Origin of the sequence: Thioalkalivibrio sp. ALE17 (assembly GCF_000425605.1) — a bacterium.
In the GTDB taxonomy this organism is placed as follows: Bacteria; Pseudomonadota; Gammaproteobacteria; order Ectothiorhodospirales; family Ectothiorhodospiraceae; genus Thioalkalivibrio.
Genome location: NZ_AUDT01000007.1, coordinates 52,260 through 77,181, shown reverse-complemented (window position 1 = coordinate 77,181; position 24,922 = coordinate 52,260). Strand labels below are relative to the sequence as shown.

Genomic DNA, 24,922 nt, shown 5'->3' with positions numbered 1-24,922 from the left:
GCGATGGGGCGTGGGGGTGGCCCCCATCGGCCAGAGGGCTGGCCTCCTACAGGGGATGGTTCAGGCGCGAGGTGCATCGTTGGGTTGGGCCTGCCGGTAGGGCGAGTGTTCGTGCAGGCGTTCGCAGTGGGCCTGCATCATCTGGGCCTCGCGTTCGCAGAAGTCGCGTACGGGCTGGTCGAAGCCCTCGGTCAGGATCATGTGGGCGGAGTAGGTGGGCGTGGGCAGGAAGCCGCGCGGGATCTTGTGTTCGCCCTGGGCGCCGGGTTCGAAGCGGGCCAGGCCTTCGCGGATGCAGAATTCGATGCCCTGGTAGTAGCAGGTCTCGAAGTGCAGGTCGGCCAGCTCGTCGGTGCAGCCCCAGAAGCGCCCGTACAGGGTGTCGTGGCTGCGATAGCAAAGGGCGGCGGCGATGGTCTCGTCGTCGCCCGCCGCGCCGGGTCGTCGGGCCTCGAACAGCACCACCTGATCGGCCAGCGCCGCAGCCGTCTCCACAAAAAAGGCCTCCGACAGCGTCGGGATGCCCATGTGCTTCTTGAAGGTGTCGACGTAGAAGCGATGAAAGCGCGCCCAGTCCTCGGGCGATCCGGTGGCCCCGGTCAGCGTGCGGAACTCGATGCCGGCCTCATTGACGCGCCGGCGTTCGCGCTTGATGTTCTTGCGCTTTTTCGAGCTGAGCGCGGCCAGGAAGTCGTCGAAGCTTGCGTAGTCCGCGTTGGTCCAGTGGTACTGGCAGCCCATGCGCTCGGCCAGCCCCAGTTCGCGGGTCACGTCCAGATCATCCTGGTTGGGGAACAGGATGTTCACGCCCGAGGCGTTCAGCTCGCGCCCGCGGGTGACCAGGGCGCGCACGAGCAGGGTGCGCAGGTGATCGAAGTCCGGCGCCTCCGGGTGCACCAGCAGGCGTGGGCCGGTGGCCGGGGTGTAGGGCACGGAGACGACCAGCTTGGGGTAGTAGTTAAGCCCCTGGCGGTTCCACGCGCTCTCCCAGGCGAAGTCGAACACGAACTCGCCGTAGTTGTTGGTCTTGGCGTAGGCCGGCGCGGCCGCGACGAGCTGGTCGTCGCGGAAGATCAGCACATGCTGCGGGAACCAGCCGAACTGGCGCCCCAGGCACTCGTGGCGTTCCAGGCCCTCCAGGAAGGCGTGGCGCAGGAACGGCTCGGTGCCGCCAGTGAGGGCGTCCCAGGCGGCCGGGTCCACGTCGGCCAGGCCGTCGCGCAGTTCGACACGTTCCGGCGTGTCGCCCGAGTCGTCCTCCGGCGGGTGCGGTGCCTGGGTATCGCCCTCGGCGCTCACGTGATCAACCGAGCTTGTCCAGGTACTTCTCCGCGTCCAGTGCGGCCATGCAGCCGGTGCCGGCGGAGGTGACCGCCTGGCGGTAGACATGGTCCATCACGTCGCCGGCGGCGAACACGCCCGGTACGGAGGTGGCGGTGGCGTTGCCCTCCAGGCCGCTTTGCACCTTGATGTAACCGCCTTCCATGTCCAGCTGGCCCTGGAAGATGTCGGTGTTCGGCTTGTGGCCGATCGCGATGAACACGCCCATCACGTCGATCTCCTTCGTCTCGCCGCTCTGGGCGTGCTTCAGGCGGGCACCGGTCACGCCGGTCGCGTCGCCGAGAATCTCGTCCAGGGTGTGGTTCCACTCGATGGTGACGTTGCCGTTCTTTTCCTTCTCGAACAGCTTGTCCTGCAGGATCTTCTCCGCGCGCAGGGCATCGCGTCGGTGCACCAGCACCACCTCGGAGGCGATGTTCGACAGGTACAGGGCCTCTTCCACGGCGGTGTTGCCGCCGCCGATCACCGCGACCTTCTGGTTGCGGTAGAAGAAGCCGTCGCAGGTCGCGCAGGCGGAGACACCCTTGCCGGCGAAGGTGGTCTCGGACTCCAGCCCCAGGTACTGCGCGGAGGCCCCGGTGCAGATGATCAGGGCATCACAGGTGTATTCCCCGGAGTCGCCGATCAGGCGGTAGGGCTTGTCCTTCAGCTGCACCGTGTGGATGTGATCGAAGATCACCTCGGTGTCGAAACGCTCGGCATGCTTCTGCATGCGCTGCATCAGTTCGGGGCCCTGCACGCCCTCGTTGTCGCCTGGCCAGTTGTCCACGTCGGTGGTGGTCATCAGCTGGCCGCCCTGTTCCAGGCCGGTGATCACGACCGGGTTCAGGTTGGCGCGCGCGGCGTAGACCGCGGCGGTCCAGCCGGCCGGGCCGGAGCCCAGGATCAAGAGCGGGCAGTGGCGCGCTTCCTTGCCGCTGCCGCCCTTTTTCGGTTCGGACTCGGTGGCGCCGCCCAGCTGGACGGCGCCGGTGGCGGCCTGCACGGCCCCGGTGGCGCTGGCCATCTTCGGGGTCTCGGCCTGGGCCTTGCCGGATGCGTTCTTCTTGTCCTTCTTGGACTTCTTGGCGTCGCTCATGGCGCTCTCCATCTCGCAACAATGAATTCCGTGGCGGGGGCGGCGGGGCCGTCCCTGCGAGTGCTGCACACGATACCGGATCGTCGGGCGTGGGCCCGGGTTCCATGAATCGGGTAGCGGGATCCGGGGTGCGCCCACAGCTGGCGGGCCATCCCGGATCGGGGATCGATATGGCGGGGATTATTGGGAGGCCGGACGGCTTTGTCCAACGCGGTCACGGGCACCGGGGGAACGCCGCGCCGGCGGGAAGGGCGGGACGCATTTGGTTAATCGCGGTCGATAAAACATTTTCATGATCGCGCGGGCCGGATCGCGGCCCGGGCAGTCACTACATCGGCGTTTGGTGGATAACCCGGGCGCCCCTCCGGGAACGGCGGCAGGACGGGGAATCGCCGTTTTTATCCACAGCTTGCTCACGGGTTGTGCGCGGCTTGTTCTTTCGCGAACCACTATATCTAGTGGCTATGCAGTTCCGGATCCCCGATCTATAGTACTTCACGTTCGATCCAACACCAGCGCGAGGCCGTCATGAACAGCGAACCCTACACCGCCGAAGCCCCCGAGGGCACCCAGTACCCGCCGCAGGCCGAACCGTCGGCCGAGGTCCTGGCGACCAGCCCGGGCCAGCACCAGGTGATTCGCCGTAACGGCAAGGTCACGGGCTTCGATGCCTCCAAGATCGAGGTGGCGGTGACCAAGGCCTTTCTCGCGGTGGAGGGCGGCAATGCCGCGGCCAGCCGCCGCATCCACGAGGTGTCCAAGGAAGTGGCCGGGCAGGTGGTGGACAGCCTGTTCCGCCGCGCCGGCACCCAGGGCATGACGGTGCACATCGAGGACATCCAGGACCAGGTGGAACTGGCCCTGATGCGTGGCGGCCACCACAAGGTCGCGCGGGCCTACGTGATCTATCGCGAGCAGCAGGCGCAGAAGCGCGCCGCCGAGGCCGCCGAGCAGTCCCCGGAAGAGCAGGAGGCCGCCGCCAGCCTGAACGTGACCCGCGCCGACGGCACCCAGGCCCCGCTGGACGAGGCGCGCCTGCAGGCGGTGGTCGCCGAGGCCTGTGACGGCATCGAGCACGTGGACGGCCAGAAGATCCTGACCGAGGCGCGCCGCAACCTGTTTGACGGCGTCGCCGAGAAGGATGTGGCCACCGCGCTGGTGATGGCCGCCCGCGTGATGATCGAGAAGGAGCCGAACTACTCCGAGGTCACCGCGCGGCTGCTGATGGACGCCCTGCGCCGCGAGGCCCTGAGCTTCGTGCATGGCCGCCCGGAAGAGGCCACCCAGGCCCAGCTGGCCGAGCGCTACGCCGAGTACTTCGGTGCCTACATCCGCCGCGCCGCCGATCTGGAGCTGGTCGACAGCGAGCTGACCCGCTACGACCTCGACAAGCTGGGCGCGGCGATCAAACCCGAGCGCGACCTGCAGTTCACCTATCTGGGCCTGCAGACCCTGTACGACCGCTACTTCATCCATTCTGACGGCACGCGCTTCGAGCTGCCGCAGGCGTTCTTCATGCGTGTGGCGATGGGCCTGGCGATCAACGAGATCGACCGCGAGGCACGCGCGATCGAGTTCTACAACCTGCTGAGCTCGTTCGACTTCATGAGCTCCACGCCGACGCTGTTCAACTCCGGCACCCTGCGCCCGCAGCTCTCCAGCTGCTACCTGACCAGCGTGCCGGACGACCTGGACGGCATCTACAGCGCCATCCGCGACAACGCGCTGCTGTCCAAGTTTGCCGGCGGCCTCGGCAACGACTGGACCCGCGTGCGCGGCATGGGCGCCCATATCAAGGGCACCAACGGCAAGTCGCAGGGCGTCGTCCCGTTCCTGAAGGTCGCCAACGACACCGCCGTGGCCGTGAACCAGGGCGGCAAGCGCAAGGGTGCCGTGTGCGCCTACCTCGAGACCTGGCACATCGATGTCGAGGAGTTCATCGAGCTGCGCAAGAACACCGGCGACGACCGCCGCCGCACCCACGACATGAACAGCGCCAACTGGATCCCGGACCTGTTCATGAAGCGCGTGGCCGAGGACGGCGACTGGACCCTGTTCTCCCCGAACGAGACCCCGGACCTGCACGACCTGGTCGGCGCCGAGTTCGAGAAGCGCTACTGCGAATACGAAGAGAAGGCCGCGCGCGGCGAGCTGCGCGTGCACAAGACCATGAAGGCCGTGGACCTGTGGCGGAAGATGCTCGGCATGCTGTTCGAGACCGGCCATCCGTGGATGACCTTCAAGGACCCGTGCAACCTGCGCAGCCCGCAGCAACACACCGGCGTGGTCCACAGCTCGAACCTGTGCACCGAGATCACCCTGAACACCTCGGATGACGAGATCGCGGTGTGCAACCTGGGCTCGATCAACCTGGCCGCGCATGTGAACGAGGCCGGCGAGCTGGACCAGGACAAGCTCGAGCAGACCGTGAACACCGCCATGCGCATGCTCGACAACGTGATCGACTACAACTACTACTCCGTGCCGCAGGCGCGGCGCTCCAACCTGCGCCACCGCCCGGTGGGGCTGGGCGTCATGGGCTTCCAGGACGCGCTGTACAAGCTGCGCGTGCCGTATGCCTCCGAGGCGGCCGTGGAGTTTGCCGACACCTCCATGGAGGCGGTGTCCTACTACGCCATCAAGGCCTCGACCGACCTGGCCGAGGAACGCGGGCGCTACGAGAGCTTCCCCGGCAGCCTGTGGAGCCAGGGCATCCTGCCGATCGACTCGATCGACAAGCTGGCCGAGACCCGCGGCGACTACCTGCAGATGGACACCACCCAGCGCCTGGAGTGGGACAAGCTGCGCAAGCGGGTGAAGAAGGTCGGCATGCGCAACTCCAACACCATGGCGATCGCGCCGACCGCGACCATCTCCAACATCTGCGGGGTCAGCCAGTCGATCGAGCCGACCTACCAGAACCTGTTCGTCAAATCGAACCTGTCCGGCGAGTTCACCGTGATCAACCCGTACCTGGTGCGCGACCTGAAAGACCGCGAGCTGTGGGACGAGGTGATGGTCAACGACCTCAAGTACTACGACGGCTCCGTGCAGCCGCTGGACCGCGTGCCGGAGGACATCAAGGCCCTGTACGCCACCGCGTTCGAGCTGGACACCCGCTGGCTGGTCGAGGCCGCCTCGCGCCGGCAGAAGTGGATCGACCAGGCGCAGAGCCTGAACCTCTACATGGCCGAGCCCTCCGGGCCCAAGCTGGACGCCCTGTACAAGCTGGCCTGGGTGCGCGGCCTGAAGACGACCTACTACCTGCGCTCCATGGGCGCGACCCACGTGGAAAAGAGCACCGTGGCCGACTCCTCGCGCGCCAACAAGCTGAACGCCGTCTCCGGCGGCCAGCAGGCGGCCGAGCCGGAAGCACCCAAGGCCTGTTCGATCCTCGACCCGGACTGCGAGGCCTGCCAGTAAGGCGGCCCCGCCCACGGGCACCGAATACGCAGCACGCACTGATCACAACGCACTGAACAAAAGGCCCGGCCACCGCGCCGGGCCGCCACCGAAAAGAAGAGGGGACACTATGCTTTCCTGGGACGATCCGATCGCAGCCATCAAAGGCGAAGGCCAGAAAGAACCCGCCGTCCGCCCCGGCATGGGCTTTCAGGAGAACGAAGCCCTGATGAGCACCGCCGGCGCCGCACCGAGCGTCTCGCCGGAGCCGGAAAACGCCGGCCAGCCGCTGGCCGAGCCGAACGAAGACGCCCTGACCGGCACCGGTCTGGAAGACCTGGAGATGGGGGCCGAGCGCATCCGCGTCGATGACAAGAAGATCATCAACTGCCACGCGGACCTCAACCAGCTCGTGCCCTTCAAGTACAAGTGGGCCTGGCAGAAGTACCTGGACGGCTGCGCCAACCACTGGATGCCGCAGGAAATCAACATGAACGCGGACATCGCCCTGTGGAAGGATCCCAACGGGCTGACCGACGACGAGCGCACTATCGTCAAGCGCAACCTGGGCTTCTTCTCCACCGCCGATTCGCTGGTGGCGAACAACCTGGTGCTGGCCGTGTACCGCCACATCACCAACCCCGAGTGCCGCCAGTACCTGCTGCGCCAGGCCTTCGAGGAGGCGCTGCACACCCACGCCTACCAGTACTGCGTGGAGTCCCTGGGCCTGGACGAAGGCGAGATCTTCAACATGTACCGCGAGGTGCCCTCCGTGGCCACCAAGGCCGAGTGGGCGCTGCCGTTCACCAAGCACCTGGCGGACCCGAACTTCCGCACCGGCACGCCGGAGGCGGACCAGAAGCTGCTGCGCGAGCTGATCGCCTTCTACGTCGTGTTCGAGGGCATCTTCTTCTACGTCGGCTTCGTGCAGATCCTCTCCATGGGCCGGCGCAACAAGATGACGGGTGTGGCCGAGCAGTTCCAGTACATCCTGCGCGACGAGTCCATGCACATGAACTTCGGGATCGACGTGATCAACCAGATCAAGCTCGAGAACCCGCACCTGTGGACCGAAGACTTCAAGAACGAGATGCGCACCCTGATCTCGGATGCCGTCGAGCTGGAGGCGCAGTACGCCCGCGACACCATGCCCCGCGGCGTGCTCGGCATGAACGCGCAGATGTTCGAGGAATACCTGCACTTCATCGCCAACCGCCGCTGTGCGCAGATCGGCCTGGCCGAGCTGTATCCGGGGGCTGATAACCCGTTCCCGTGGATGAGCGAGGTGCTTGATCTGAAGAAAGAGAAGAATTTCTTTGAGACGCGGGTTACGGAGTATCAGACGGGTGGGGCGTTGAGCTGGGATTGAGGCGGCGAAGCCAAGCCTCAACTAAGCGGAGCCAGGGAAATGGCCGTGCAGCAACAGACGAGGGCGCCGCAAGTTGGCGCCCTCGTTGCGCTTGGCGGCCTGGAAGCGACGACGGGTGTCACGCAATCGACACCCCCATCGTTCTTACGGCAGATGATCCAGTGGGCTTCGTACGCCCGCGAAGCGATCGCCCAGCACATGCGTGTAAATCTGGGTCGTCTCCAGGCTCTTGTGGCCCAGAAGCTCCTGCACCGTCCGAATATCCGTACCGCGCTGCAGCAACTGCGTCGCAAAGCTGTGCCGGAGTGTATGGCACGAGCCAGGACGAACCAGCCCAGCGCCCCGCATCGCACGACTAACGGCGCGTTGCACCGCCGATGGATGGATATGGTGCAGCACCACTCGCCCATCGTTGTCTACGCACGGTCGGCTCGCCGGCACAAGCCATTGCCAGCCCAGCGCTGTGCCTGCGTTGGGATACTTCCGCGCGAGTGCATGCGGCAGCGAGACCGGGACTCCCGGTACCTGGCGTTCACTCCTATCCGCTTCCAGCTCCCGAATCCTTTCGCGGATGGATTCCCTGCAGCCCGGTGGCAGCAGGGTTACCCGATCCTTGTCGCCTTTGCCGCTGCGCACGGTGATGGACCCGCGTTCAAAATCGAAGTCACGCACCCGGAGACGACAGGCTTCCGTGACGCGCAAGCCTCCTCCGTACATCAACGCCCCAAGAAGCCACATTGGTCCCTCGAGTCGCTCCAGTACCGCCATCACTTCCTGGTGCGACAGCACTACCGGCAGGCGCCGGGGGCGACGGGCACGCGTGACCTCGCCGATGTCGCCCAGCGGCTGTTCAAGCACATGCCGATACAGGAACACGAGTGCATTCAAAGCCTGGTTCTGCGTGGCGGCCGCAACCTTGCGTTCCACCGCGAGGAACTCCAGGAACCGCCGAACTTCCGGTCCGCCCATCGTGGCGGGATGCTGGATGCCGTGAAACCGAATGTAGTACCGAATCCAGTAGCAATACGTCTTTTCCGTCCGCGGGCTGTACCGAAGGGTGCGCAGCGTTGTGCGCACCCTCTCCATCAACCGGGGTCCCTTCGAAGTGGCATCCATGCCAAGCCTCCACTCAAACAGTGCACTGTCGATATATACAGTACCCTGCCATGTGGCGCAACGGCCGTGCGAGATATTCCCGGCGTAGATCGCACCGAAAACCCGCAACACACTGATTGTCGACCAGAATCCCGGATTCCTGCCCCGGTCCAATATCCGAATGAACACGCGCGCACGTTCATCTCATATCCGTGCGCGCTACCCAATCACTGTTAGCGATGGAAGCGCATACATTTTCTGAGGATAGTTAATGAATCAAGTAAAATTTCCCCTCAGCGAGCCGGATCATCTGTTCGGAAACGAAGCTGCGGAAGATGAACCGTACGATATCCTTGAGTCGTATGCCGTTAAGCGTCCGGAAATCAAAAGGTTCCTCGACCCGAACAGGTCTGTCCAAGTTATCAGGGCCTACAAGGGCGAGGGCAAGTCGGCGCTCTTGCGGCTTGTTGAAGGGAGCTTGTCTGAACAAAACCCAAGGCCGCTAGTCATCCGCTCAACTGCCCAAGCGCTATCTCCTTCACTGGATAGCGATGATTCGGATGACTGGGTGCGATCCTGGAAAGCGAATATATTTCGTCAAATTGCTAGCGAAATTGGTGGGCGGCTAAACCTTGCGTTCAGCGACGACGCAATGTCTCTCGTAGAAGAGGCTGAGCGGAATGGATTCAAAAGCAGGTCGCTGGTCTCGTCAATCGTGGACCGCCTCCAGTCTAAAGCTGTGCCTCTAGAGAGAACACGGCCGCCTCTGGGGAACGCTGAAGCCCTACTAAAGCGATGGCTGGCGAACGGCGCTCCTGTTTGGTTAATCCTAGATGACATTGACCAAAACTATCAGAACACCTCAAAGCAAAAGATGAAGGTTGCATCTTGCTTCATCGCTGTACGACAGATTTTTGCGCAGGTGCCTGAGGTGCGAGCGCGCCTATGCGTACGACCGAATGTGTGGGCAAGCATTAAATCGGACTTCGAGGCTCTGTCGCATGTCGAGCAGTACATGGTTGATCTCTCTTGGGACAACGACAGAGCGTTCGAAGACATTCTAGCCCGCCGTGTTGAAGGTTTCCTGAAACGCACGGATCAGTGGTCCGAGGTTGTTAAAACGTTGAGCCCAAGCTTGGCTCACCGGAATACTCAGCTTGTCAATTTACTGTTCGAGAGCCCTGTTGCGTGGGGAGGGCGTGGAAAAAAGAGGCCCATTCATGTCGTACTGCATACGTTGTCAAGGCATCGCCCGCGATGGCTGGTAGAGCTTTGCAAGCTGGCATCTATAGAAGCGGATCGGCAGCGGAATACCCAGATCACACTTGACGACATAACCAAGCAGCTTGATGAGTTCGGTCGCCGCCGCATAGGCGACACGGTTGCGGAATTTCGCGCACAGTGCCCACAGATTGAAAATCTGATTATAGCCTTTGCCGATCAACCTGAGCGTTTCACCACGGACCAACTCCTACGAGCCCTCCGTGACAGAGTTCTTCAGGGGGTGGATCCGAAGATTGAAGGCGTCATAGGTAAGCCGGGAGCGCGCGAGGTCGCACACTTCCTTTTTCAGATTGGTTTCTTGTCCGCCCGCAGAGATGAGCCGGACGGTAGCTATGAGCACCTAACGTACGCAGCTAGGCCGAACCTGCTCCGGGCTACAACCAATCTGGATGAAGGGGTGTCCTGGGAGATCCATCCTGTTTTCCGCCAAACGCTTCGGCTGAAGGATGTCGAGTCGAAATCGGAAAGGGCGCGCTCCGACAGGAATGGTCGCTAACAAACGCATGGAGCCGACCGCGTGCCGCGGCGGCTCATGCGCGGCGTTAGAGCTCATTTATGAACGTAGTTGAAATCCGGGAGGACTGGTGATGGCGAAGGGCTTCATTTACGTCGCGCGAAATGAATCGATGCCTGGGCTGCTCAAGATCGGGCGTACTGAGCGTATACCTGATGCGCGGATGTCAGAACTATTCAGTACTGGAGTTCCTGAACCCTTCCAAATCGTTTACTACGCTCTGACTCAGGATGCGAAATCTGATGAAGCGAAAGTACATCAACTGTTATCCAGATTTCGCCACCGCGAAAACCGGGAATTCTTTGCGGTTAAAATCGCATCAGCAATTGGTGCAATAACTCACCTATGTGAGGTCGAGCACGACTGGAAGAACGAGGGGCTTTCTGCATATATGCCGGATGGCACCGTCGGATTTGGGGAGCATCAGTCAGTAGATGTTTCCAGCCGACATGGAGTCGAAAGCGAAGAGAACGAGCTGGCAGATTTTGTGCGAGCGCTGAATGTGGCTTCGCTAGAAGCATTCGTGGTCTCTGCGTTTTACGACAGCAACTCTTGTTGCTGCAGTATCGCATTAGCCAGCGGAATCGACGAATACTCGGAGGCTGCGGCGCACATTCACGCGATCGCACAAGATACCTTGAGCCAGTTCGAATGGTTTGGCGCAATCGGCCATGGGCGCCGTGCAAATGAGCTCTAACAAATCGTTGCAGCGGACATTTGACCCGCCACCCATTTTTGCTGCCGCAAAAACGGGCGTCGCCTCAAATGCCGCTGAACTCAGGCGTTGGGCGCCAAGCAAGGGAGCACTATGAAAGCTGTCGAAATTAAAATCCACAACTTCCGTTCAATCTGCGATGCGTCCATAACGCTAGCGGAATACGGAATTCTTGTGGGCGTCAATAACGCAGGGAAAACAACAGTCATTGATGCGATCCGGGCCTTCTATGGAAAAGGGGTCAAGTTTGATAAGAGTCGTGACTTCCCTCACAAAGGTGCGGAAGATAATGAGTCATGGGTTGAGATTGAGTTTAAGCCTTCTGCTGAGGAGATCGGTACATTAAAAGATGAGTACCGGTCGGAAAACGATACGTTTAGAGTAAGAAGTTATCTCTCCTCAGATCAAAAAGACAAGGAAGGAAAAGAGCGTTCTGGCCCATATGCCTATGTGAATGGTGAATTATCCGAAGAAAGATTTTACGGCTTCAAAAACGTGGGGCAGGGTAAATTTGGCGAGATCATCTATATTCCGGCAGTTTCTAAGATTGACGAGCACACGAAATTAACAGGCCCCTCGGCACTCAGAGACCTTGTAAATACGGTTCTCTCAAGGGTAATGGAAGAGTCAGGTGCCTACCAGGCATTAAGTGAGTCATTCAGTGAGTTTGAGGGCGCGATCAAGACTGAATCTACTGCGGAGGGTTATTCGCTTCAAAGTATTGAAACTGACATTTCGGAGGAACTGTCTGATTGGGGGGCGGGGTTTAGGCTGAATATAAGCCCAGTTGGCGTAGATGACATTATAAAAGGCCTTGTTAATCACGAGATCATTGATGAGTCAATGGACAGAGCTCAACCAATTTCCGCGTACGGCCAAGGATTTCAAAGAAGCGTTATCTATACTTTGATTCGTGTAGCGGCGAGGTACGGTCCCAAAAAGAAGTCCCCAAAAAAGAAGGAATTTTCGCCTGAGCTGACATGGATATTGTTTGAAGAGCCAGAAGCATTTCTACATCCAACTCAGGTAAGCTCATTGAACTCAGATCTGAGGTCTTTGTCAGAAAGTTTAGGCTCGCAGGTGCTTCTGTCTACTCACAACCCGCAATTCGCTACTCACAGTATCCGCAATATCACGGCAATCTGCAGGTTGCAGAGAGAAGATTGCAGAACAAGAAGCTACCAAGTATCGAGTGACGAGCTAGACAGGGTTCTAACAGTGAATCAACAGGATGCCCAGGCGTGGCAGGCTGCAGGCATCCCCATTGACCAAGACGATCTCCAGACTGACATGGAGGCCGTAAAATACGCGCTTTGGTTGGACCAAAAACGAAGTTCAGCATTCTTCGCCGAAAAGGTGCTGTTAGTCGAGGGCCCAACCGAAACAGCTCTCTTAACCTATATGTTTGACCACGGATTGTTGCCGGATTGTAAGGGTGTATTTGTTCTCGACACTATTGGCAAATATAACATTCACCGGTTTATGCGGTTATTCCAGTCTTTTGGCATCAGGCATTATGTGCTTTACGACTTCGATAATGGAAGGCATGCGCCAATAGACCAGACGATTCAGGCAGCATCCAATGAGTTTACCGGAGGTATAGATACGTTTCCTGAAGACTTGGAGAGGTTTATTGGTATCGCGCCGGCAGGGCGTCGTCACCGAAAACCCCAGCATGTGATGCTTCAGGTGGCGCAGAACGGTATTGATCTAAATCCTCTTGCTGCGAAGATTAATGCGCTCGTTTCACAGTAGAAAAGCGCCCAACAAGGCGCTCCACTTGACCGCTACTCCGCTGCCGCTCCATAGCGGCAAGTGAGCTTGGACGTTAGACAGAGCTATGGGGTCAGACCTTGCCTTTTGCCCTACGTCGCCACCTTCCGAGGCAAAGTCGCAAAAGGCAAGGTCTGACGCCAAGAAGGGGACACCCATGATTTCTTGACGGTCGGAGGCGGGTTGTCTAGGTTTCAGGGGAGTGCATGGACCAGGGAGGGTCCGGAGATGACGCGAGCCAGGAAGGAGCTCGTCTCGGTCGAGACGACGCCGTATTACCACTGTATTTGTCGCTGTGTTCGCCGCGCGTTCCTGTGTGGCGGGCGAGACGAGGACACCCATGATTTCTTGAAAACCAAATAACGGGGTCGGACCACGGTAACCCCCGGAAAGATCGCATGAAAATGGTCTAGAAAGGGTGTAATGAGGAAGAAGAGGACACCCATGATTTCTTGACGGCCTGAGGCGGGCTGACTAGGTTTGTGGGGGAGTGCGTGGACCAGGGAGGGTCCGGAGATCAAGAAGAGGACACCCATGATTTCTTGACGGTCTGAGGCGGGCTGTCTACGTTTCAGGGGAGTGTATGGACCAGGGAGGGTCCGGAGATGACGCGAGCCAGGAAGGAGCTCGTCTCGGTCGAGACGACGCCGTACTACCACTGTATTTGTCGCTGTGTTCGCCGCGTGTAAGGAAGAGGACACCCATGATTTCTTGACGATTAGAGGCGGGCTGTCTAGGTTTGTGGGGGAGTGCATGGACCAGGGAGGGTCCGGAGATGACGCGAGCCAGGAAGGAGCTCGTCTCGGTTGAGACGACGCCGTACTACCACTGCATTTGTCGTTGTGTTCGCCGCGCGTTCCTGTGTGGCGAGGATTCCTATTCGGGCAAGAACTACGAGCACCGGCGCGGCTGGGTGCTGGAGCGTCTGCGTGAGCTGCAGGGCGTGTTCGCGGTGGACGTGTGTGCGTATGCAGTGATGTCGAACCACTATCACCTGGTGGTGCGGCTGGATTCGGATCGGGGCGCGGCATGGAGCGAAGACGAGGTGATGGAGCGCTGGGAGCGGCTGTTCTCCTTGCCGGTGCTGGTAGCCCGTTATCGGGAGGGGCAGACGAAGACGGTGGCGGAGCGCGAGCGGGCGCAGCTGCAGATTGCCGAGTGGCGGGGTCGGCTGCAGGACCTGTCCTGGTTCATGCGCAGCCTGAACGAACACCTGGCGCGGCGGGCGAATGCGGAAGATGGCTGCAAGGGCCGCTTCTGGGAAGGCCGCTACAAGAGCCAGGCGCTGCTGGATGATGCGGCCGTGCTGACCTGTATGAGCTACGTGGATCTGAACCCGGTGCGCGCCGGGATGGCGGATGCGCCCGAGGCCTCCGATTTCACCTCGATCCAGCAGCGCATCCGGGCACTGGCTCGTAAGGATCAGGGGCATGAAGGTCCGGCGGGTGAGGGAGACGAGCCTCGCCTGACCGTATTGGGGCGGGAAGGCGACGATCCACATGGCAATGCGGTGGCCTTTACTACGGAGGACTATCTGGAACTGGTGGACTGGACCGGGCGCGCGATCCGCGAGGACAAGCGCGGGGCTATCCCGGAATCCATTCCGCCGATCCTGGAACGTCTGGGGATCGATCCAGTGCATTTCCTGCGGCATGTCGGAAGGGGACAGAGGTCGCACCATGTATCGGCCCTGGGGCACGTGGAGCGTTTTCGCGAGGCGGTGAGGCAGCTCGGCCGTTGCAGCATCAAGGGTGTGGGGATATCGGTTCGGATGTTTCTGGCGCCAGCCGGTTGTCGTTGAACCAGCCCGGTTTCAGGGGACCGAAGAAAGGGACAGCCATGATTTCTTGCGACAGACGATGGAGACAGCCTGGATTGATGTGATGTGGCTTCGTGGGTCGGTGCGCCCATAGCGCCGGCGCCCGGGGGCGCCGACGCATTGGGTCAGAACAGGCCGCAGGCGGGGCCGGTGCGCGCCGAGCGGACGTTGCGGATGTCCGGGTGGGCTCGCAGGTCATCCACCATCTGGCTGTACAGGCCGTCCGGGACGTCGCGCGCGAAGGTGATATCGACGGTGCCGTTGCGGCGCATGTTGTAGGCGGTGAAGGCGTCCGCCTCGTAATCGAACAGGATCTGGGCGAGCGCATCTTCGGAAGCGAGTGCTTCCGGTGTGTTCGGCTGGGAGGTGGATGCGCAGCCGCTAACGGCGAGCGGAAGCGAGATCAGGAACAGCAGGGCAAGGGTGAAGCGGATGTTCATGGCGGTGTCTCCTTGCTGGGAGCGACAGGAATGCTCCCCCAGACCATGGCGTTCGGTGCCCACTGACTCGCAGCGGCAGGTCCACGGGCTTCTTACAAGCATATGTTAAAACCAGAAGAAAACAAGGGTAGGGGGTTGGGGCATGCGACTTGGGGCCGCGTGAATGGAACCCGCTGTGGTCCGCCTTTGGCGTCATGTGGCACCTGGTTTGGGTGTCCACTCGTTCGCATAGCGGGGCAGGGTCTTGCGGAAGACCTTACAGGAGCCGGATTCCAGTTCGCCGCGGTTGCACAGGTTGTTGATTCGAGTGAATCCGATGGCATCCATTAGGAGTGCGGATTCGAGCGTAGAACGATCTGATTTGGCCCAGGCCTGAAGGAATTGAACACCGCTTTCATCGAACTCCCAGTGGCGAGCGATGGCAACAGAGACGCTGCGTGTCAGTCCCTCGAACTCGCCGATGAAGCCACGGGAGAGGGTGGATGCGCTGAGTGTTTGTAGTTCCCGCAGAAGAACCATGAGTCCGGTGCTATGTGCCAGGGCGGATAGATAGAGTGCGAATCCTTCGCACCCTCCGCCTAAATGCTGGGCACCAATTTTGACATTCATGGCCGTTTGCAGCGTTTCTGGCCAGATTTTCTGGATCCCGGCTGGGCTCAGACGATTGTCCCTTTCGAACTGGGCTATGGGGCTTACGATGGCCGCTGCGACTGCTTCCCTCATGCGCTGATTGCCGAGGATCGTAACGGCCTGTTCGATGCTCAAAATCTCAGACCGGGTTGGGCGTACGGACGGGCTATTGACGACCTTGAGCATGTTTCCGGCCAGAACCGGATCGCTTTCCAGCATTTTCGCGATCTCTTTTGACCGGTATTGCTCGGGGTCGCGCAGCGTGGCCATGAGCCGGGGTGCGATTCGGGGAAGCCGCGGCACTTTGGCACTGAATGAGGTGGCATTCTCCATAAGCCGGTCGCGGAGGCCACGCAGCCAGGCTCGTTCTTCCGGGGAGGGCTCGTCCCGGGAATCGAGCCCTATTTCGAATAGGCCCGCACAGTAGCGCGAGGAGAGCTCTCGTTCCGAGAGAAGCTGCTCCATGCCGTCGTGTTCTTGTTCCCGAGGGCTGTTGGCGGATTCCTTGTTGGACGGAGGCGGGTCGCTGGGTGGCAGATGTTTGTTGTCGCCCACGCGACTGAACCATCGGCGAAGGCGAGAGAGCATCATGGCGGATAGCCGTCCTCGAGTACGGTATATGGCTAGTGGCAGCCGGCGCTGGCTGGCGGCCGCGAGCCCCGACTGGCGTGTACGGGATAGATCTCAGGTTACTTGCTGGCACAGACCCGATTGAGCGTTTGGCGGCACGAACGTGAGGCCGACGTTAGGGAGTCACATGGTTCGTGCGTTCGGTGAGTCAGTCCCCGCCATGTGTCATGTTCCGGAACGCAAACACAGCGCTGGCGATGATCACCGCGATGGCGAGGCCGTAGTAGAGCGTTTCCAGTGATGCGCCAACCTCCACTGCCTGCTCCAGAAAAAGCACAACCAGGATCACGATCGCGACCTGAATGATCGTGACTTTGAGGTCGTGGAAATGCCGGATCTCCAACACGGAGAGCAAGCTGCTTTTGCTGCCGGAATCCGGCTTGATGAACAGCCGAAACAGGCCAACCGCGATGATCTGGAAAGTCAGAGCGATGAGCAGCATGTCGAGGACCTTCAGGAACCTCACCGCCAGGCTCTTGCCCTCATCGACCGAGCTGGGTACCTGCTGGACAAAATCGACCACGATATTGAACCCGATGTATACATTGGCGGCATACAGCAGGAGAGCCGCGATGGTGCTGACCACGACCGTCACCAGTACCAGCAGCCGGCTGGTGGTGAACATTCTTTAGATCATTCGTGCATGACTCCATGGCGGGTAGTGGCGATCCGGAGAATGGAATATGAGGCGGACCGGCGGATATTGATCTATCGAGTGTGGGCCAGCTGGTTCCGGACGATACTGCCGCCCTTCATGATCAGGTCCAGGTGGTCGGCGGGTGCATCCAGCCAGTCCAGGCCGGCTGCCGGGTCGGCATCGACCACGAGCAGGTCGGCCAGGGCCCCTTCGGCGATGACGCCGAGGCGGCCGGGGTAGGGGGCGCGGTCGCCGGACAGGGCGAGCAGTTGGCCGGCCGCGCCGGTGGCCATGTGCAGGGCCTCCAGCGGGGACATGAAGCGGGTCAGCTTGGCGAGCTGGCGGCCCTGGCTGGCGGCGCCCTCGGGGCTGAACAGGATGTCGGTGCCGAAGGCCATGGGCACGCCGTACTGGCGGCCCAGTTCGAAGGCGCGCTCGGTGCCCGCGCTCACCTGGAGCTGCTTGGCCCGGGAGACGGGGTCCGTCTTCGGGTTGGCGTCCTCGTCGTCCAGGAAGGGCTGGATGCTCCACCACACGTTGGCATCCGCCAGCATGCGCACCGTCTCCTCGTCGGCGAGCTGGCCGTGCTCGATGGAGCGCACCCCGGCGCGGATCGCGCGCTGGATGCCCTGCGGCGTGTAGACATGGGCGCATACGTAGGTGCCCCAGTCGGCGGCGGCGCGCACGGCGGCACGCATCTCCTCTTCCAGGTACTGGGCGGTATCCAGTGGGTCGTACAGGCTGGAGACGCCGCCCCCGGCCATGATCTTGATCTGGCTGGCGCCTTGCATCAGCTGTTCCCGGGTGCGGCGCAGCACCTCGTCCACGCCATCGGCGATCGCAGCGACACCGCTGCTCTCGATGTAATTCGGCGGGGTGCTCGGCATGCGTGGCAACTCGTGGCGCTGGCGAAAATCGCCGTGCCCGGAGGTCTGGGAGATCATCGCGCCGCAGGGGAAGATGCGCGGGCCGGCCACCGCGCCGCGGTCGATGGCCATCTTCAGGCCGAAGGCCGGGCCGCCGAGATCGCGCACGGTGGTGAAGCCGCGCATCAGGGTCGCGCCGGCCTCGCGCCCGGCCATCAGGTGCAGGAAGCCGATGTCCGCGGTCATGGCGGTCATCTGGCTGACCCCGACCAGCGTGCTGTGCCAGTGAGCGTCGATCAGGCCCGGGATGACCGCGCGCCCGCCGCAGTCGATTATGCGTGCGGCGGTCGGGCCCTCGCCGCGCCGGGGCAGCGCGGCGATGCGGCCGTCCTCGATCAGGATGTCCACGTCCTCGCGCATCTCGAGGGTCTCGCCGTCGAACAGTCGCAGGTGTGTGAGCAGCAGCGGCTGCCCGGGCTCGCCGGCCTTGAGCTCGCGCGGGGCGAGGCCGAAGCCCGCGAACATGCCCAGCACGGCGGCGGCACCGCCGAGGAACTGGCGCCGGTTCAGGTCGGCCTCGATGCGCCGGAGGGCTGCCTGGGTATGGGCCGCGCCACAGTGGCAGGGGTTGATGCCGGCGTTTGCGCCGTGCGGTGCACAACAGGCCATGCCCATGACGGTGTGGCTCCTGGTTAACGCACGCGACATCGGGATGCGGCGCCGCGTGGTTCGGGACGCGCCCCGACGCCCGTGCGGGTGCCGGAATCCCGGCCGCTGCCGATCGCGAGCGATAGCCGGGGCTATGCTTGCAGCATACCCAAGATCTGGCGCGCGTCTACTGGCCTGACCGGGGCGCTGGCGAAAAGATGAAAAGATAAGGACACCCATGATCTTCCCAGGCCAAGCCTGCTCGAAGTGCGGCAGCGACATGGTGAAGCGCAAGGCCCGTCGGGGCTCCAAACTGGGGCAGGAGTTCTGGGGGTGCCCGCAGTATCCCGGCTGCCGCGGGACGAGGGCAGTCCAGTAGGCGGTGACCGGGCGAGAAGATGCCCTTGTCGCAGGTTAGTTGTCCCGCCGAGCCAACAGGTTGGTTACGGCACGGATGAGCTGCCACTGGCCCACCAGGCTCACGCCTCGCGCATCGATGTGGGAGAAGCCATCGATCAGATGCAGGTCGGTCTCGCCGACTGCATGGGCGAGGCGCTCGCTTTCGGTGTGGGGAATCATTTTGTCGTCGCGGCCGTGGATCAGGAGCACCCCGCTGGAAAGGTGCGCGAGGTCCCGGTGGGCCAGGGATAGCGTCTCGATGGCCTCCTGCGCGCTTGCAGGTAGGTCTTCGAGGAGCCCTGGCACTCGTTCCTGGTGATCGTTCCGAATTAACGCCAATAGGCTTCGCCCCTCTTCGCCGAGACCGGTGGCCAGCTCGTCGATCGGGGCCTCGGGATCGTGCATGCGCCGCCAGGCAATTTCGTCGAGGATCTCGCGGTCTGCTGGGTCATTAAGCATGTGCAGATTGCCGCGCAGGAATAGCCACTTCGCCAGTGGATCGGGCGTCCTGGTCATCCAGCGGTCTGACCCGGGCTCCTGGAAGGCCCCGGTCGTGGCGAAGGTGATAACGTTCTTCGTGTCGTAGTAGCCGCCGATCCCGACCAGGAAGTCGATGCTCGCTTCTCCCTGTGGCGTTAGCGTCGCGAGCGTGGCCAGGCCCACGGCGTAAGAGATTGCCGCGACCCCGACGTCCTGGTCATCCGGGGCGCGCTCTTCCTCCAGGCGGGACAACAGGGCAGCGGCATCCGCGATGGCGGCGGCATCCTGGGTGCGGATCCTCAGGGCTTTCGTGCCCTCCAGATCGGGGACCAGCACCAGGAAGCGTGCCCGGGCCAGTGTATTGGCGAGTTGTACCAGGCGGGGGTCGTCCTTGCCCTCTGGCGTAAAGCCCGGCACAAGGACAATACGGGCGCCGACATCCTGCCGGGGATGGTAGAGGTCGGCTTCGATGGCCCCTTCGCTCGTCGTGACTGCAAGCGTTTCGCGCGCGGGTTCCGGGGTGCAGTCCTTCAGCGCGCTCGGTCCGTCACCGGCCTCGATGTCCTGGAGCACCCGCATGGCCTCCCAGTTTTGCACTCCGATGTAGCTGGCAAGCATCACAACGCCCAGCAACACGGCAGCGATGCGAAGCACTAGTCCTGACCTTCTGGGGGTTCTGGTTCACTCATTTGGAAGACGACTCGGTTCCACCCGGCGTTTTTGGCTTGATACAAAGCGGCATCGGCTTGACGGATGAGGGCGTCCGGATCAAACCGGCGACCGGCTGAAGGGGCCATGCCAAGCCATTGGAAGGGGCTTGCACGTTGAGGCTCGAAACTGGTGGACAGCAGGGGTGGAGTGCACTTCATTTTCAACGTGTTATGTCGCACAGCATGGCAACGGACCCGAATCAGGTTTGGCTTCCATGCAGTCTGCCATTAACGGAACATCGAATGTCCCGTCTGCCACGCGCAGACACTGAAGGCAAGATGAAGTAGGAAGGTGGATCCCGACGCGCAGGCGAGTAGATTTCGGTGTGCAGCCCAGTACAATCCGGAGCTTGAGTGTTGTAGTCCTGACTAGCCCGCGAAGGAGACCAATGTTTCGTATCCGGGAAAGTCAGGATCGGCGAGATGCGGCTGATTCACGCCATGGGTCCGGTCCCTCCGGATGCCTGACAGGAAAGGGAGCGCCCATCATCTGTCCTGCTAACCGTAATCTTCCCTCTGCGGGATCTGCTGGTGAGTGCGTCCCTGCGCGACGCGGCGCGCTTCGGCTGTTCATCGCGCTTTGGGTGGGTGCCGCTTTCGGCATCACAGGTCTGTCGAAGGCGGATGATGAAGCGGTATTCGTGGTCGCCCATCCAGGCGTGTCGACCCAGACCCTGACCCGCGACACGACCCGGGCCTTGTTTGGCATGCGCCAGCGCAGCTGGCCGGACGGCGAGATCGCGCGCGTGTTCGTGCTGGGGGACAACGACCCCGTACATGTGCGCTTTGCGAAGGAAGAGCTCGGGGTCTTCCCCCATCAATTACGCCTTGCGTGGGACCGAGCGGTATTTTCCGGCACCGGCCAGGCACCCCGTCGAGTGGGATCTCTGTCGGAGATGCATGAGCGTGTGGGCACCACGCCCGGCGCGATTGGCTACCTCACAAAGGAGTACCTGGATGAGCGTATCCAAGTCATCGAGATGGAATAAGGTGCGGCCTGCCCTGGGCGGGACCCTGTTACTGATTGCGTCATCGGCAGCCGGCCCGGCGATGGCCGACGAGGGTGCGCTGGGGACCTTGCAGTTGCACGGGTTTCTCAGTCAGGGCTGGGTGACGACGGACTACAACAACTTTTTCGGATCCAGCAGCGACGGCAGCGGCAGCTTCGACTTCACGGAGCTTGGGGTTAACGCCTCCCTGCGGCCCCGTGAAGACTTGCTGCTCTCGGCGCAAGTGCTCAGCCGGCGTGCCGGGGAGATCGGGGATGATGGCCGGCCGAAACTGGATCATGGTTTGATCGATTACCAGGCGCTATCCGGGCCCGAGCGAACGGTGGGTGTGCAGCTAGGGCGAGTGAAGAATCCTTTCGGCCTCTACAATCAAACCCGCGATATGCCCTTTACCCGGCCGGGCATCCTTCTGCCTCAATCCATCTATTTCGATCGTGCCCGTTCGCTGGCGCTGGCCTCCGACGGTGGCAAGGCCTATTTCGAGGAGCGGATAGGCGATGCCGGGCTCCTGCGCGGCGAGGTCGGTTTCGGACGGCCTCAGGCCGATGACGATCTACAGGGGGCGCTGCGACTGGATAACGTCCCGGGTTCTATCGAGCCGCGTAACTCGACGATCGCGCAGCTGCTCTACGAGCACGATGGTGGCCGTGTGGTCGCTGGGTTGAGTGCTGCTCAGGTCAAGGCACGCTTTGAGCGCGATGGTGGGCCCGACGGGCAGTTTGCATTCGAGCCCTGGATTCTTTCCCTCCAGTACAACCAGCCCTTGTGGAGCCTGACCGGTGAATATGCGCTGCGTCATTCCAGCATGGAGGGACTAAGCGACCTCGGGGCCGATTTCGATATCACCGGGGAGAGTTGGTATCTGCAGTACTCGCGTCGCTTCAGTGATGACTGGGAATGGTTGATTCGTTACGACAGCCTGGTGGTCGATCGCAGTGACCGTTCCGGACGTGGCTTTGCAGCCGCTACTGGCCTGCCGGCACATGCGCGCTACGCCGAAGACTGGACCGTTGGCTTGCGCTGGCATCCGCACCCGCAGGTCATGCTGGGGGCGGAGTATCACCACATCGAAGGTACGGGCTGGTTGCCATCCGGTGACAATCCCGACCCATCCGAGACCCGGAAGCGCTGGAACATGCTGATGTTGCAGCTCTCCCTGCGTTTTTGAAACCGGCCGGAACGCAATAGAACGGGCACCTGGGGATGACGAAGCCACACACATCGCATTCGCGCATCCGGGTGGGACTCACGGGGCGGCTTATTGTGCTGACCAGTCTGGTGCTGGTCGGTCTGGTAGCGCTGATTACCACGCTGGGCCATGACATCCTGGAAAGCCAGTTCCAGCAGGAGCGCGAGGACAGTCACGCCCGTGAGCAACGCGAGATGCGGCTGGCGCTGGAACGTGCCGAGGACAGCCTGCAGCAATTGGCAGCCGTGGTGGCGGCGGCGCCGGGCTTGTCCCGTGCGCTCGAGCAGCGAGACAAGATACTGGCCGATCAGGTGTTGGCGACCCAATGGCCCACGTTGGAACTGGACGCCGGAGTGGCGCAGGTCCGGGTCTATCTCGAATCGGGGCGTCTGCTCTCCAGCCGAGGTGACGACGACAGCCTGACGCCCGGGCTCGTCGAAGATTGGCTGGATCGGGTCCGCGACACAGAGCGGCCTCACAGCGATCTGCGCTGTGCAGCCGACTGTCTTATCCACAGTCTGGTACCGGTGCTGGTGGATGGGGAAATGGCGGGGACTGTGCTGGTTTCCCGGTCTCTGGCCGATCTCACCCAACAGGTCCGTAACGTGTCCGGCAGTGAGGTTGCCCTGTTATTGCGCAGCGCAGGGCAGCCCGAAACGGGGGATATGCTCCGTCAGGTGCCGGAATGGGGCGGGCATCTCCTGGCGATCACCCGGATCGAACAGACGTTGCCGACCCTGCGCGCCATGGCCGAGGAGGTGGCGTGGTCCTCGCTGTCTCGGGATCCAGTGACGTTCAAGGATGGATCGCGGGTTCTGGAGGTCCAGGCGCTCCCGCTTGCGGGCCATGGCGGCACGGATACCGATGTTGAGGGGTACTTGCTGTCCCTCTCGGATATCACCTCTCAGGTCGATGCCATCCGGGAGCACACCCGTAACCTATTCCTCGCCGGGATGACCGGTTGGGTGATCGCGGAGGCCATCGTGTTGCTGATCGTCTGGCCACCGATGCGGCGCCTGTATCGACTGGCTGAGGTGTTGCCGGGGCTGGCCAGCGGTGGCTTCGCGCGAACCCGGGAGGTGATTCCGGAACCGCGCCGGCGGTTTCAGGACGAGATTGATGAACTGGAGACCACGACCCTGGATCTGGCCGATCAGCTGGAGACCCTGGAGGGCACGGTGCAGAACCGGGATCAGCAGCTGGCGGCGCAGATCCAGGCACTGGCGCGCGAGCGCGATTTCATCGGTAGCCTTCTGGACACGGCACGGGTGTTTATCATCAGCCAGGATTCGGACGGGCGGATCACCCTGGTCAATGAATACACGACGACCGTGCTTGAGCATTCCGAGGAGGACTTGATCGGCCGGACGTTTGACGAGGTCTTGCCCATCGGATCTGCCGTCCTGGATGGAGATGTCCAGCAGGGGGAGGAAGAACGTTCGTTGCGCACGCCCGGTGGTGAGGAACGGGTGGTCGTTTGGTACCACGCGCCGCTTCCCGGGGATGAGCCGGGCCGGATCTCCGTGGGGCTGGACATCAGCGAACGCAAGGCCGCCGAGGCTCGACTGACCTGGCTGGCCCAGCGCGATCCGCTCACCGAACTCTACAATCGCCGCTACTTCCATGAGGCGCTGGATCAGGCCCTGGCCAAGGGTGCCCATGGCGCCGTCCTGTTGATGGACTTGGATCAGTTCCGGGATGTGAACGAGCTACGGGGCTACCACGCCGGGGACGAGTTGCTGCGCCGAGTGGGCCATACCCTGTACGAGTATCTGGGATACCGCGGCGTAATCGCGCGCCTGGGCGGTGACGAGTTCGCCCTGTTGCTGGAGGGCGCGAGCGACGATCAGGCCATGTACGTGGCGCAGTACGTGGTGAAGCTGCTGGAGGATGTGGATCTCGCCATCGGTGAGCAGCGCCATCGAGTGTCGGCCAGCATCGGTATTGCCCGTTTCCCGGAGCACGGCGCTACGCCCGCTGACCTGATGGCAAGCGCCGATGTGGCGATGTATCAGGCGAAAGAGGGAGGGCCTCAACGCTGGCACATGCTGCACGCGGTGGAAGACGTCAGGGATGAACTGGAGCAGCGGGTCTACTGGGTGGACCAGTTGCACAAGGCGCTGAAGACCAACACTTTTGAGCTGATGGTTCAGCCCATAGTGCGCCTGAGTGACCGCAGCGTGCGTCACTATGAGGTGCTGCTGCGTATGCACGGTGGTGAAGGCGAGTTACTGATGCCGGGACGTTTTATCCCCTTTGCCGAGCGCAGTGGTCAGATCGTGCAGCTGGATCGTTGGGTGCTGCGCGCGGCGCTGCAGTTGTTGGGCAGGATTCAGGACGAAGACATCAGTCTGGCCGTGAACCTCTCCGGGCAGTCATTGCATGACGACTACCTTACGGATTACCTGGCCGAGGAGTTGCGCGCCAGTGGTGCCAACCCACGGCAACTCATCCTGGAAGTGACCGAGACCGCAGCCGTCAGCGACTTTTCCACGGCACGGGGTGTGCTGACCGGCATACGCGCGCTTGGATGCCGCGCGGCACTGGATGACTTTGGGGTGGGGTTCAGCAGTTTCCACTACCTGGGCCAGCTGCCAGTGGACTACATCAAGATCGACGGAAGCTTTACTCGTAGACTCGTGGATGACCATGAAAGTCGGGTCATTGTCCGGGCGATCGCAGATCTTGCGGTTGGCCTTGGCAAGGAGGCGATCGCTGAATTCGTTGATCAGGAGGCGATTATTCCCATTTTGCAGGACTACCGGGTTGCCCTTGGACAGGGCTACCACCTGGGCCAGCCGGTGCCTGCGTCGGAAGTGTTCGGAGACCTCTGAAGACGAGCACCGAGTCACCACCATAAAGAGGACACGCACTATGAGTTCTGCGGATGCAG

The 24,922-nt window shown here is 61.9% G+C and carries 17 protein-coding genes and 3 pseudogenes; 12 read left to right on the top strand and 8 right to left on the bottom strand.

Annotated elements, in window-relative coordinates:
* Nucleotides 1-60: 60 nt before the first annotated feature.
* Nucleotides 61-1,299, bottom strand: a complete 1,239-nt coding sequence (locus H609_RS0106465; protein WP_028484588.1) for a GNAT family N-acetyltransferase — start codon at nucleotides 1,297-1,299, stop codon at nucleotides 61-63.
* 4 nt (nucleotides 1,300-1,303) lie between these two features.
* Nucleotides 1,304-2,419 (bottom strand): thioredoxin-disulfide reductase, encoded by a 1,116-nt coding sequence (trxB, locus tag H609_RS0106460; protein WP_019583282.1) that lies wholly within the window; start codon nucleotides 2,417-2,419, stop codon nucleotides 1,304-1,306.
* A gap of 528 nt (nucleotides 2,420-2,947) precedes the next feature.
* Here trxB and H609_RS0106455 point away from each other — a divergent pair.
* On the top strand, nucleotides 2,948-5,842 hold the full coding sequence (locus H609_RS0106455; protein WP_019558590.1) for a ribonucleoside-diphosphate reductase subunit alpha: 2,895 nt from the start codon (nucleotides 2,948-2,950) through the stop codon (nucleotides 5,840-5,842).
* 109 nt (nucleotides 5,843-5,951) lie between these two features.
* The gene (locus H609_RS0106450; protein ID WP_028484587.1) at nucleotides 5,952-7,190 is read left to right on the top strand and encodes a ribonucleotide-diphosphate reductase subunit beta; all 1,239 of its coding nucleotides are present in this window, start codon (nucleotides 5,952-5,954) and stop codon (nucleotides 7,188-7,190) included.
* A gap of 144 nt (nucleotides 7,191-7,334) precedes the next feature.
* Here the strand turns inward: H609_RS0106450 and H609_RS0106445 are convergent, their stop codons facing one another.
* On the bottom strand, nucleotides 7,335-8,306 hold the full coding sequence (locus H609_RS0106445; RefSeq protein ID WP_028484586.1) for an integron integrase: 972 nt from the start codon (nucleotides 8,304-8,306) through the stop codon (nucleotides 7,335-7,337).
* Between the two features lie 250 nt (nucleotides 8,307-8,556).
* On the opposite strand from H609_RS0106445, the gene H609_RS14295 reads away from it, so the two are divergent.
* From H609_RS14295 to H609_RS0106430, 6 genes and pseudogenes are all read left to right on the top strand, one after another.
* Entirely contained in the window at nucleotides 8,557-10,065 is a 1,509-nt protein-coding gene (locus H609_RS14295; RefSeq protein WP_231367126.1) for a P-loop ATPase, Sll1717 family, read from the top strand.
* Between the two features lie 91 nt (nucleotides 10,066-10,156).
* Nucleotides 10,157-10,780, top strand: a complete 624-nt coding sequence (locus H609_RS13785; protein WP_081623664.1) for a GIY-YIG nuclease family protein — start codon at nucleotides 10,157-10,159, stop codon at nucleotides 10,778-10,780.
* A gap of 111 nt (nucleotides 10,781-10,891) precedes the next feature.
* Nucleotides 10,892-12,553: an ATP-dependent endonuclease gene (locus H609_RS13780; protein ID WP_081623665.1), complete on the top strand. Its 1,662-nt coding sequence runs from the start codon at nucleotides 10,892-10,894 to the stop codon at nucleotides 12,551-12,553.
* Nucleotides 12,554-12,799: 246 nt separating this feature from the next.
* A pseudogene (locus H609_RS14395) lies at nucleotides 12,800-12,892 on the top strand (transposase); the annotation flags it as partial.
* A gap of 284 nt (nucleotides 12,893-13,176) precedes the next feature.
* Nucleotides 13,177-13,242, top strand: a pseudogene (locus H609_RS14390) (transposase); the annotation flags it as partial.
* A gap of 104 nt (nucleotides 13,243-13,346) precedes the next feature.
* On the top strand, nucleotides 13,347-14,372 hold the full coding sequence (locus H609_RS0106430; protein WP_028484585.1) for a transposase: 1,026 nt from the start codon (nucleotides 13,347-13,349) through the stop codon (nucleotides 14,370-14,372).
* Between the two features lie 143 nt (nucleotides 14,373-14,515).
* On the opposite strand, the gene H609_RS0106425 is transcribed toward H609_RS0106430, so the two are convergent.
* The 4 genes from H609_RS0106425 to H609_RS0106410 all read right to left on the bottom strand — a co-directional run bounded on the left by H609_RS0106425 (nucleotide 14,516) and on the right by H609_RS0106410 (nucleotide 18,268).
* Nucleotides 14,516-14,830 (bottom strand): hypothetical protein, encoded by a 315-nt coding sequence (locus H609_RS0106425; RefSeq protein WP_017940341.1) that lies wholly within the window; start codon nucleotides 14,828-14,830, stop codon nucleotides 14,516-14,518.
* Between the two features lie 192 nt (nucleotides 14,831-15,022).
* Entirely contained in the window at nucleotides 15,023-16,015 is a 993-nt protein-coding gene (locus H609_RS13360; protein WP_231369970.1) for an HDOD domain-containing protein, read from the bottom strand.
* Nucleotides 16,016-16,238: 223 nt separating this feature from the next.
* Nucleotides 16,239-16,715: a YqhA family protein gene (locus H609_RS0106415; protein ID WP_028484583.1), complete on the bottom strand. Its 477-nt coding sequence runs from the start codon at nucleotides 16,713-16,715 to the stop codon at nucleotides 16,239-16,241.
* An 83-nt stretch (nucleotides 16,716-16,798) separates the two neighbouring features.
* Nucleotides 16,799-18,268 carry an amidohydrolase family protein gene (locus H609_RS0106410; RefSeq protein ID WP_028484582.1) on the bottom strand — a complete coding sequence of 490 codons (1,470 nt, stop codon included), beginning with the start codon at nucleotides 18,266-18,268 and terminating at the stop codon, nucleotides 16,799-16,801.
* Nucleotides 18,269-18,500: 232 nt separating this feature from the next.
* On the opposite strand from H609_RS0106410, the pseudogene H609_RS13770 reads away from it, so the two are divergent.
* Nucleotides 18,501-18,620 (top strand): annotated as a pseudogene (locus H609_RS13770) (topoisomerase DNA-binding C4 zinc finger domain-containing protein); the annotation flags it as partial.
* Nucleotides 18,621-18,655: 35 nt separating this feature from the next.
* Here the strand turns inward: H609_RS13770 and H609_RS0106405 are convergent.
* Nucleotides 18,656-19,774, bottom strand: coding sequence for a S9 family peptidase (locus H609_RS0106405; RefSeq protein ID WP_028484581.1), 1,119 nt, complete (start codon nucleotides 19,772-19,774; stop codon nucleotides 18,656-18,658).
* 445 nt (nucleotides 19,775-20,219) lie between these two features.
* Here H609_RS0106405 and H609_RS0106400 point away from each other — a divergent pair, with 445 nt between their 5' ends.
* The 3 genes from H609_RS0106400 to H609_RS0106390 all read left to right on the top strand — a co-directional run bounded on the left by H609_RS0106400 (nucleotide 20,220) and on the right by H609_RS0106390 (nucleotide 24,863).
* On the top strand, nucleotides 20,220-20,819 hold the full coding sequence (locus H609_RS0106400) for a hypothetical protein (protein WP_231366594.1): 600 nt from the start codon (nucleotides 20,220-20,222) through the stop codon (nucleotides 20,817-20,819).
* A gap of 61 nt (nucleotides 20,820-20,880) precedes the next feature.
* Entirely contained in the window at nucleotides 20,881-22,008 is a 1,128-nt protein-coding gene (locus H609_RS0106395) for a hypothetical protein (RefSeq protein WP_018876330.1), read from the top strand.
* 35 nt (nucleotides 22,009-22,043) lie between these two features.
* Nucleotides 22,044-24,863 (top strand): EAL domain-containing protein, encoded by a 2,820-nt coding sequence (locus H609_RS0106390; RefSeq protein WP_018876331.1) that lies wholly within the window; start codon nucleotides 22,044-22,046, stop codon nucleotides 24,861-24,863.
* Nucleotides 24,864-24,922 lie beyond the last annotated feature (59 nt).

What these genes read in the sequence shown, in the direction of transcription:
- H609_RS0106410 (WP_028484582.1), bottom strand. Translation starts at nt 18,268, where the DNA reads ATGGGCATGGCCTGTTGTGCACCGCACGGCGCAAACGCCGGCATCAAC.
- H609_RS0106450 (WP_028484587.1), top strand. Translation starts at nt 5,952, where the DNA reads ATGCTTTCCTGGGACGATCCGATCGCAGCCATCAAAGGCGAAGGCCAG.
- H609_RS0106415 (WP_028484583.1), bottom strand. Translation starts at nt 16,715, where the DNA reads ATGTTCACCACCAGCCGGCTGCTGGTACTGGTGACGGTCGTGGTCAGC.
- H609_RS0106455 (WP_019558590.1), top strand. Translation starts at nt 2,948, where the DNA reads ATGAACAGCGAACCCTACACCGCCGAAGCCCCCGAGGGCACCCAGTAC.
- H609_RS13785 (WP_081623664.1), top strand. Translation starts at nt 10,157, where the DNA reads ATGGCGAAGGGCTTCATTTACGTCGCGCGAAATGAATCGATGCCTGGG.
- H609_RS13780 (WP_081623665.1), top strand. Translation starts at nt 10,892, where the DNA reads ATGAAAGCTGTCGAAATTAAAATCCACAACTTCCGTTCAATCTGCGAT.
- H609_RS0106400 (WP_231366594.1), top strand. Translation starts at nt 20,220, where the DNA reads ATGTTTCGTATCCGGGAAAGTCAGGATCGGCGAGATGCGGCTGATTCA.
- H609_RS0106390 (WP_018876331.1), top strand. Translation starts at nt 22,044, where the DNA reads ATGACGAAGCCACACACATCGCATTCGCGCATCCGGGTGGGACTCACG.
- H609_RS0106425 (WP_017940341.1), bottom strand. Translation starts at nt 14,830, where the DNA reads ATGAACATCCGCTTCACCCTTGCCCTGCTGTTCCTGATCTCGCTTCCG.
- H609_RS14295 (WP_231367126.1), top strand. Translation starts at nt 8,557, where the DNA reads ATGAATCAAGTAAAATTTCCCCTCAGCGAGCCGGATCATCTGTTCGGA.
- trxB (WP_019583282.1), bottom strand. Translation starts at nt 2,419, where the DNA reads ATGAGCGACGCCAAGAAGTCCAAGAAGGACAAGAAGAACGCATCCGGC.
- H609_RS0106445 (WP_028484586.1), bottom strand. Translation starts at nt 8,306, where the DNA reads ATGGATGCCACTTCGAAGGGACCCCGGTTGATGGAGAGGGTGCGCACA.
- H609_RS0106430 (WP_028484585.1), top strand. Translation starts at nt 13,347, where the DNA reads ATGACGCGAGCCAGGAAGGAGCTCGTCTCGGTTGAGACGACGCCGTAC.
- H609_RS0106395 (WP_018876330.1), top strand. Translation starts at nt 20,881, where the DNA reads ATGGCCGACGAGGGTGCGCTGGGGACCTTGCAGTTGCACGGGTTTCTC.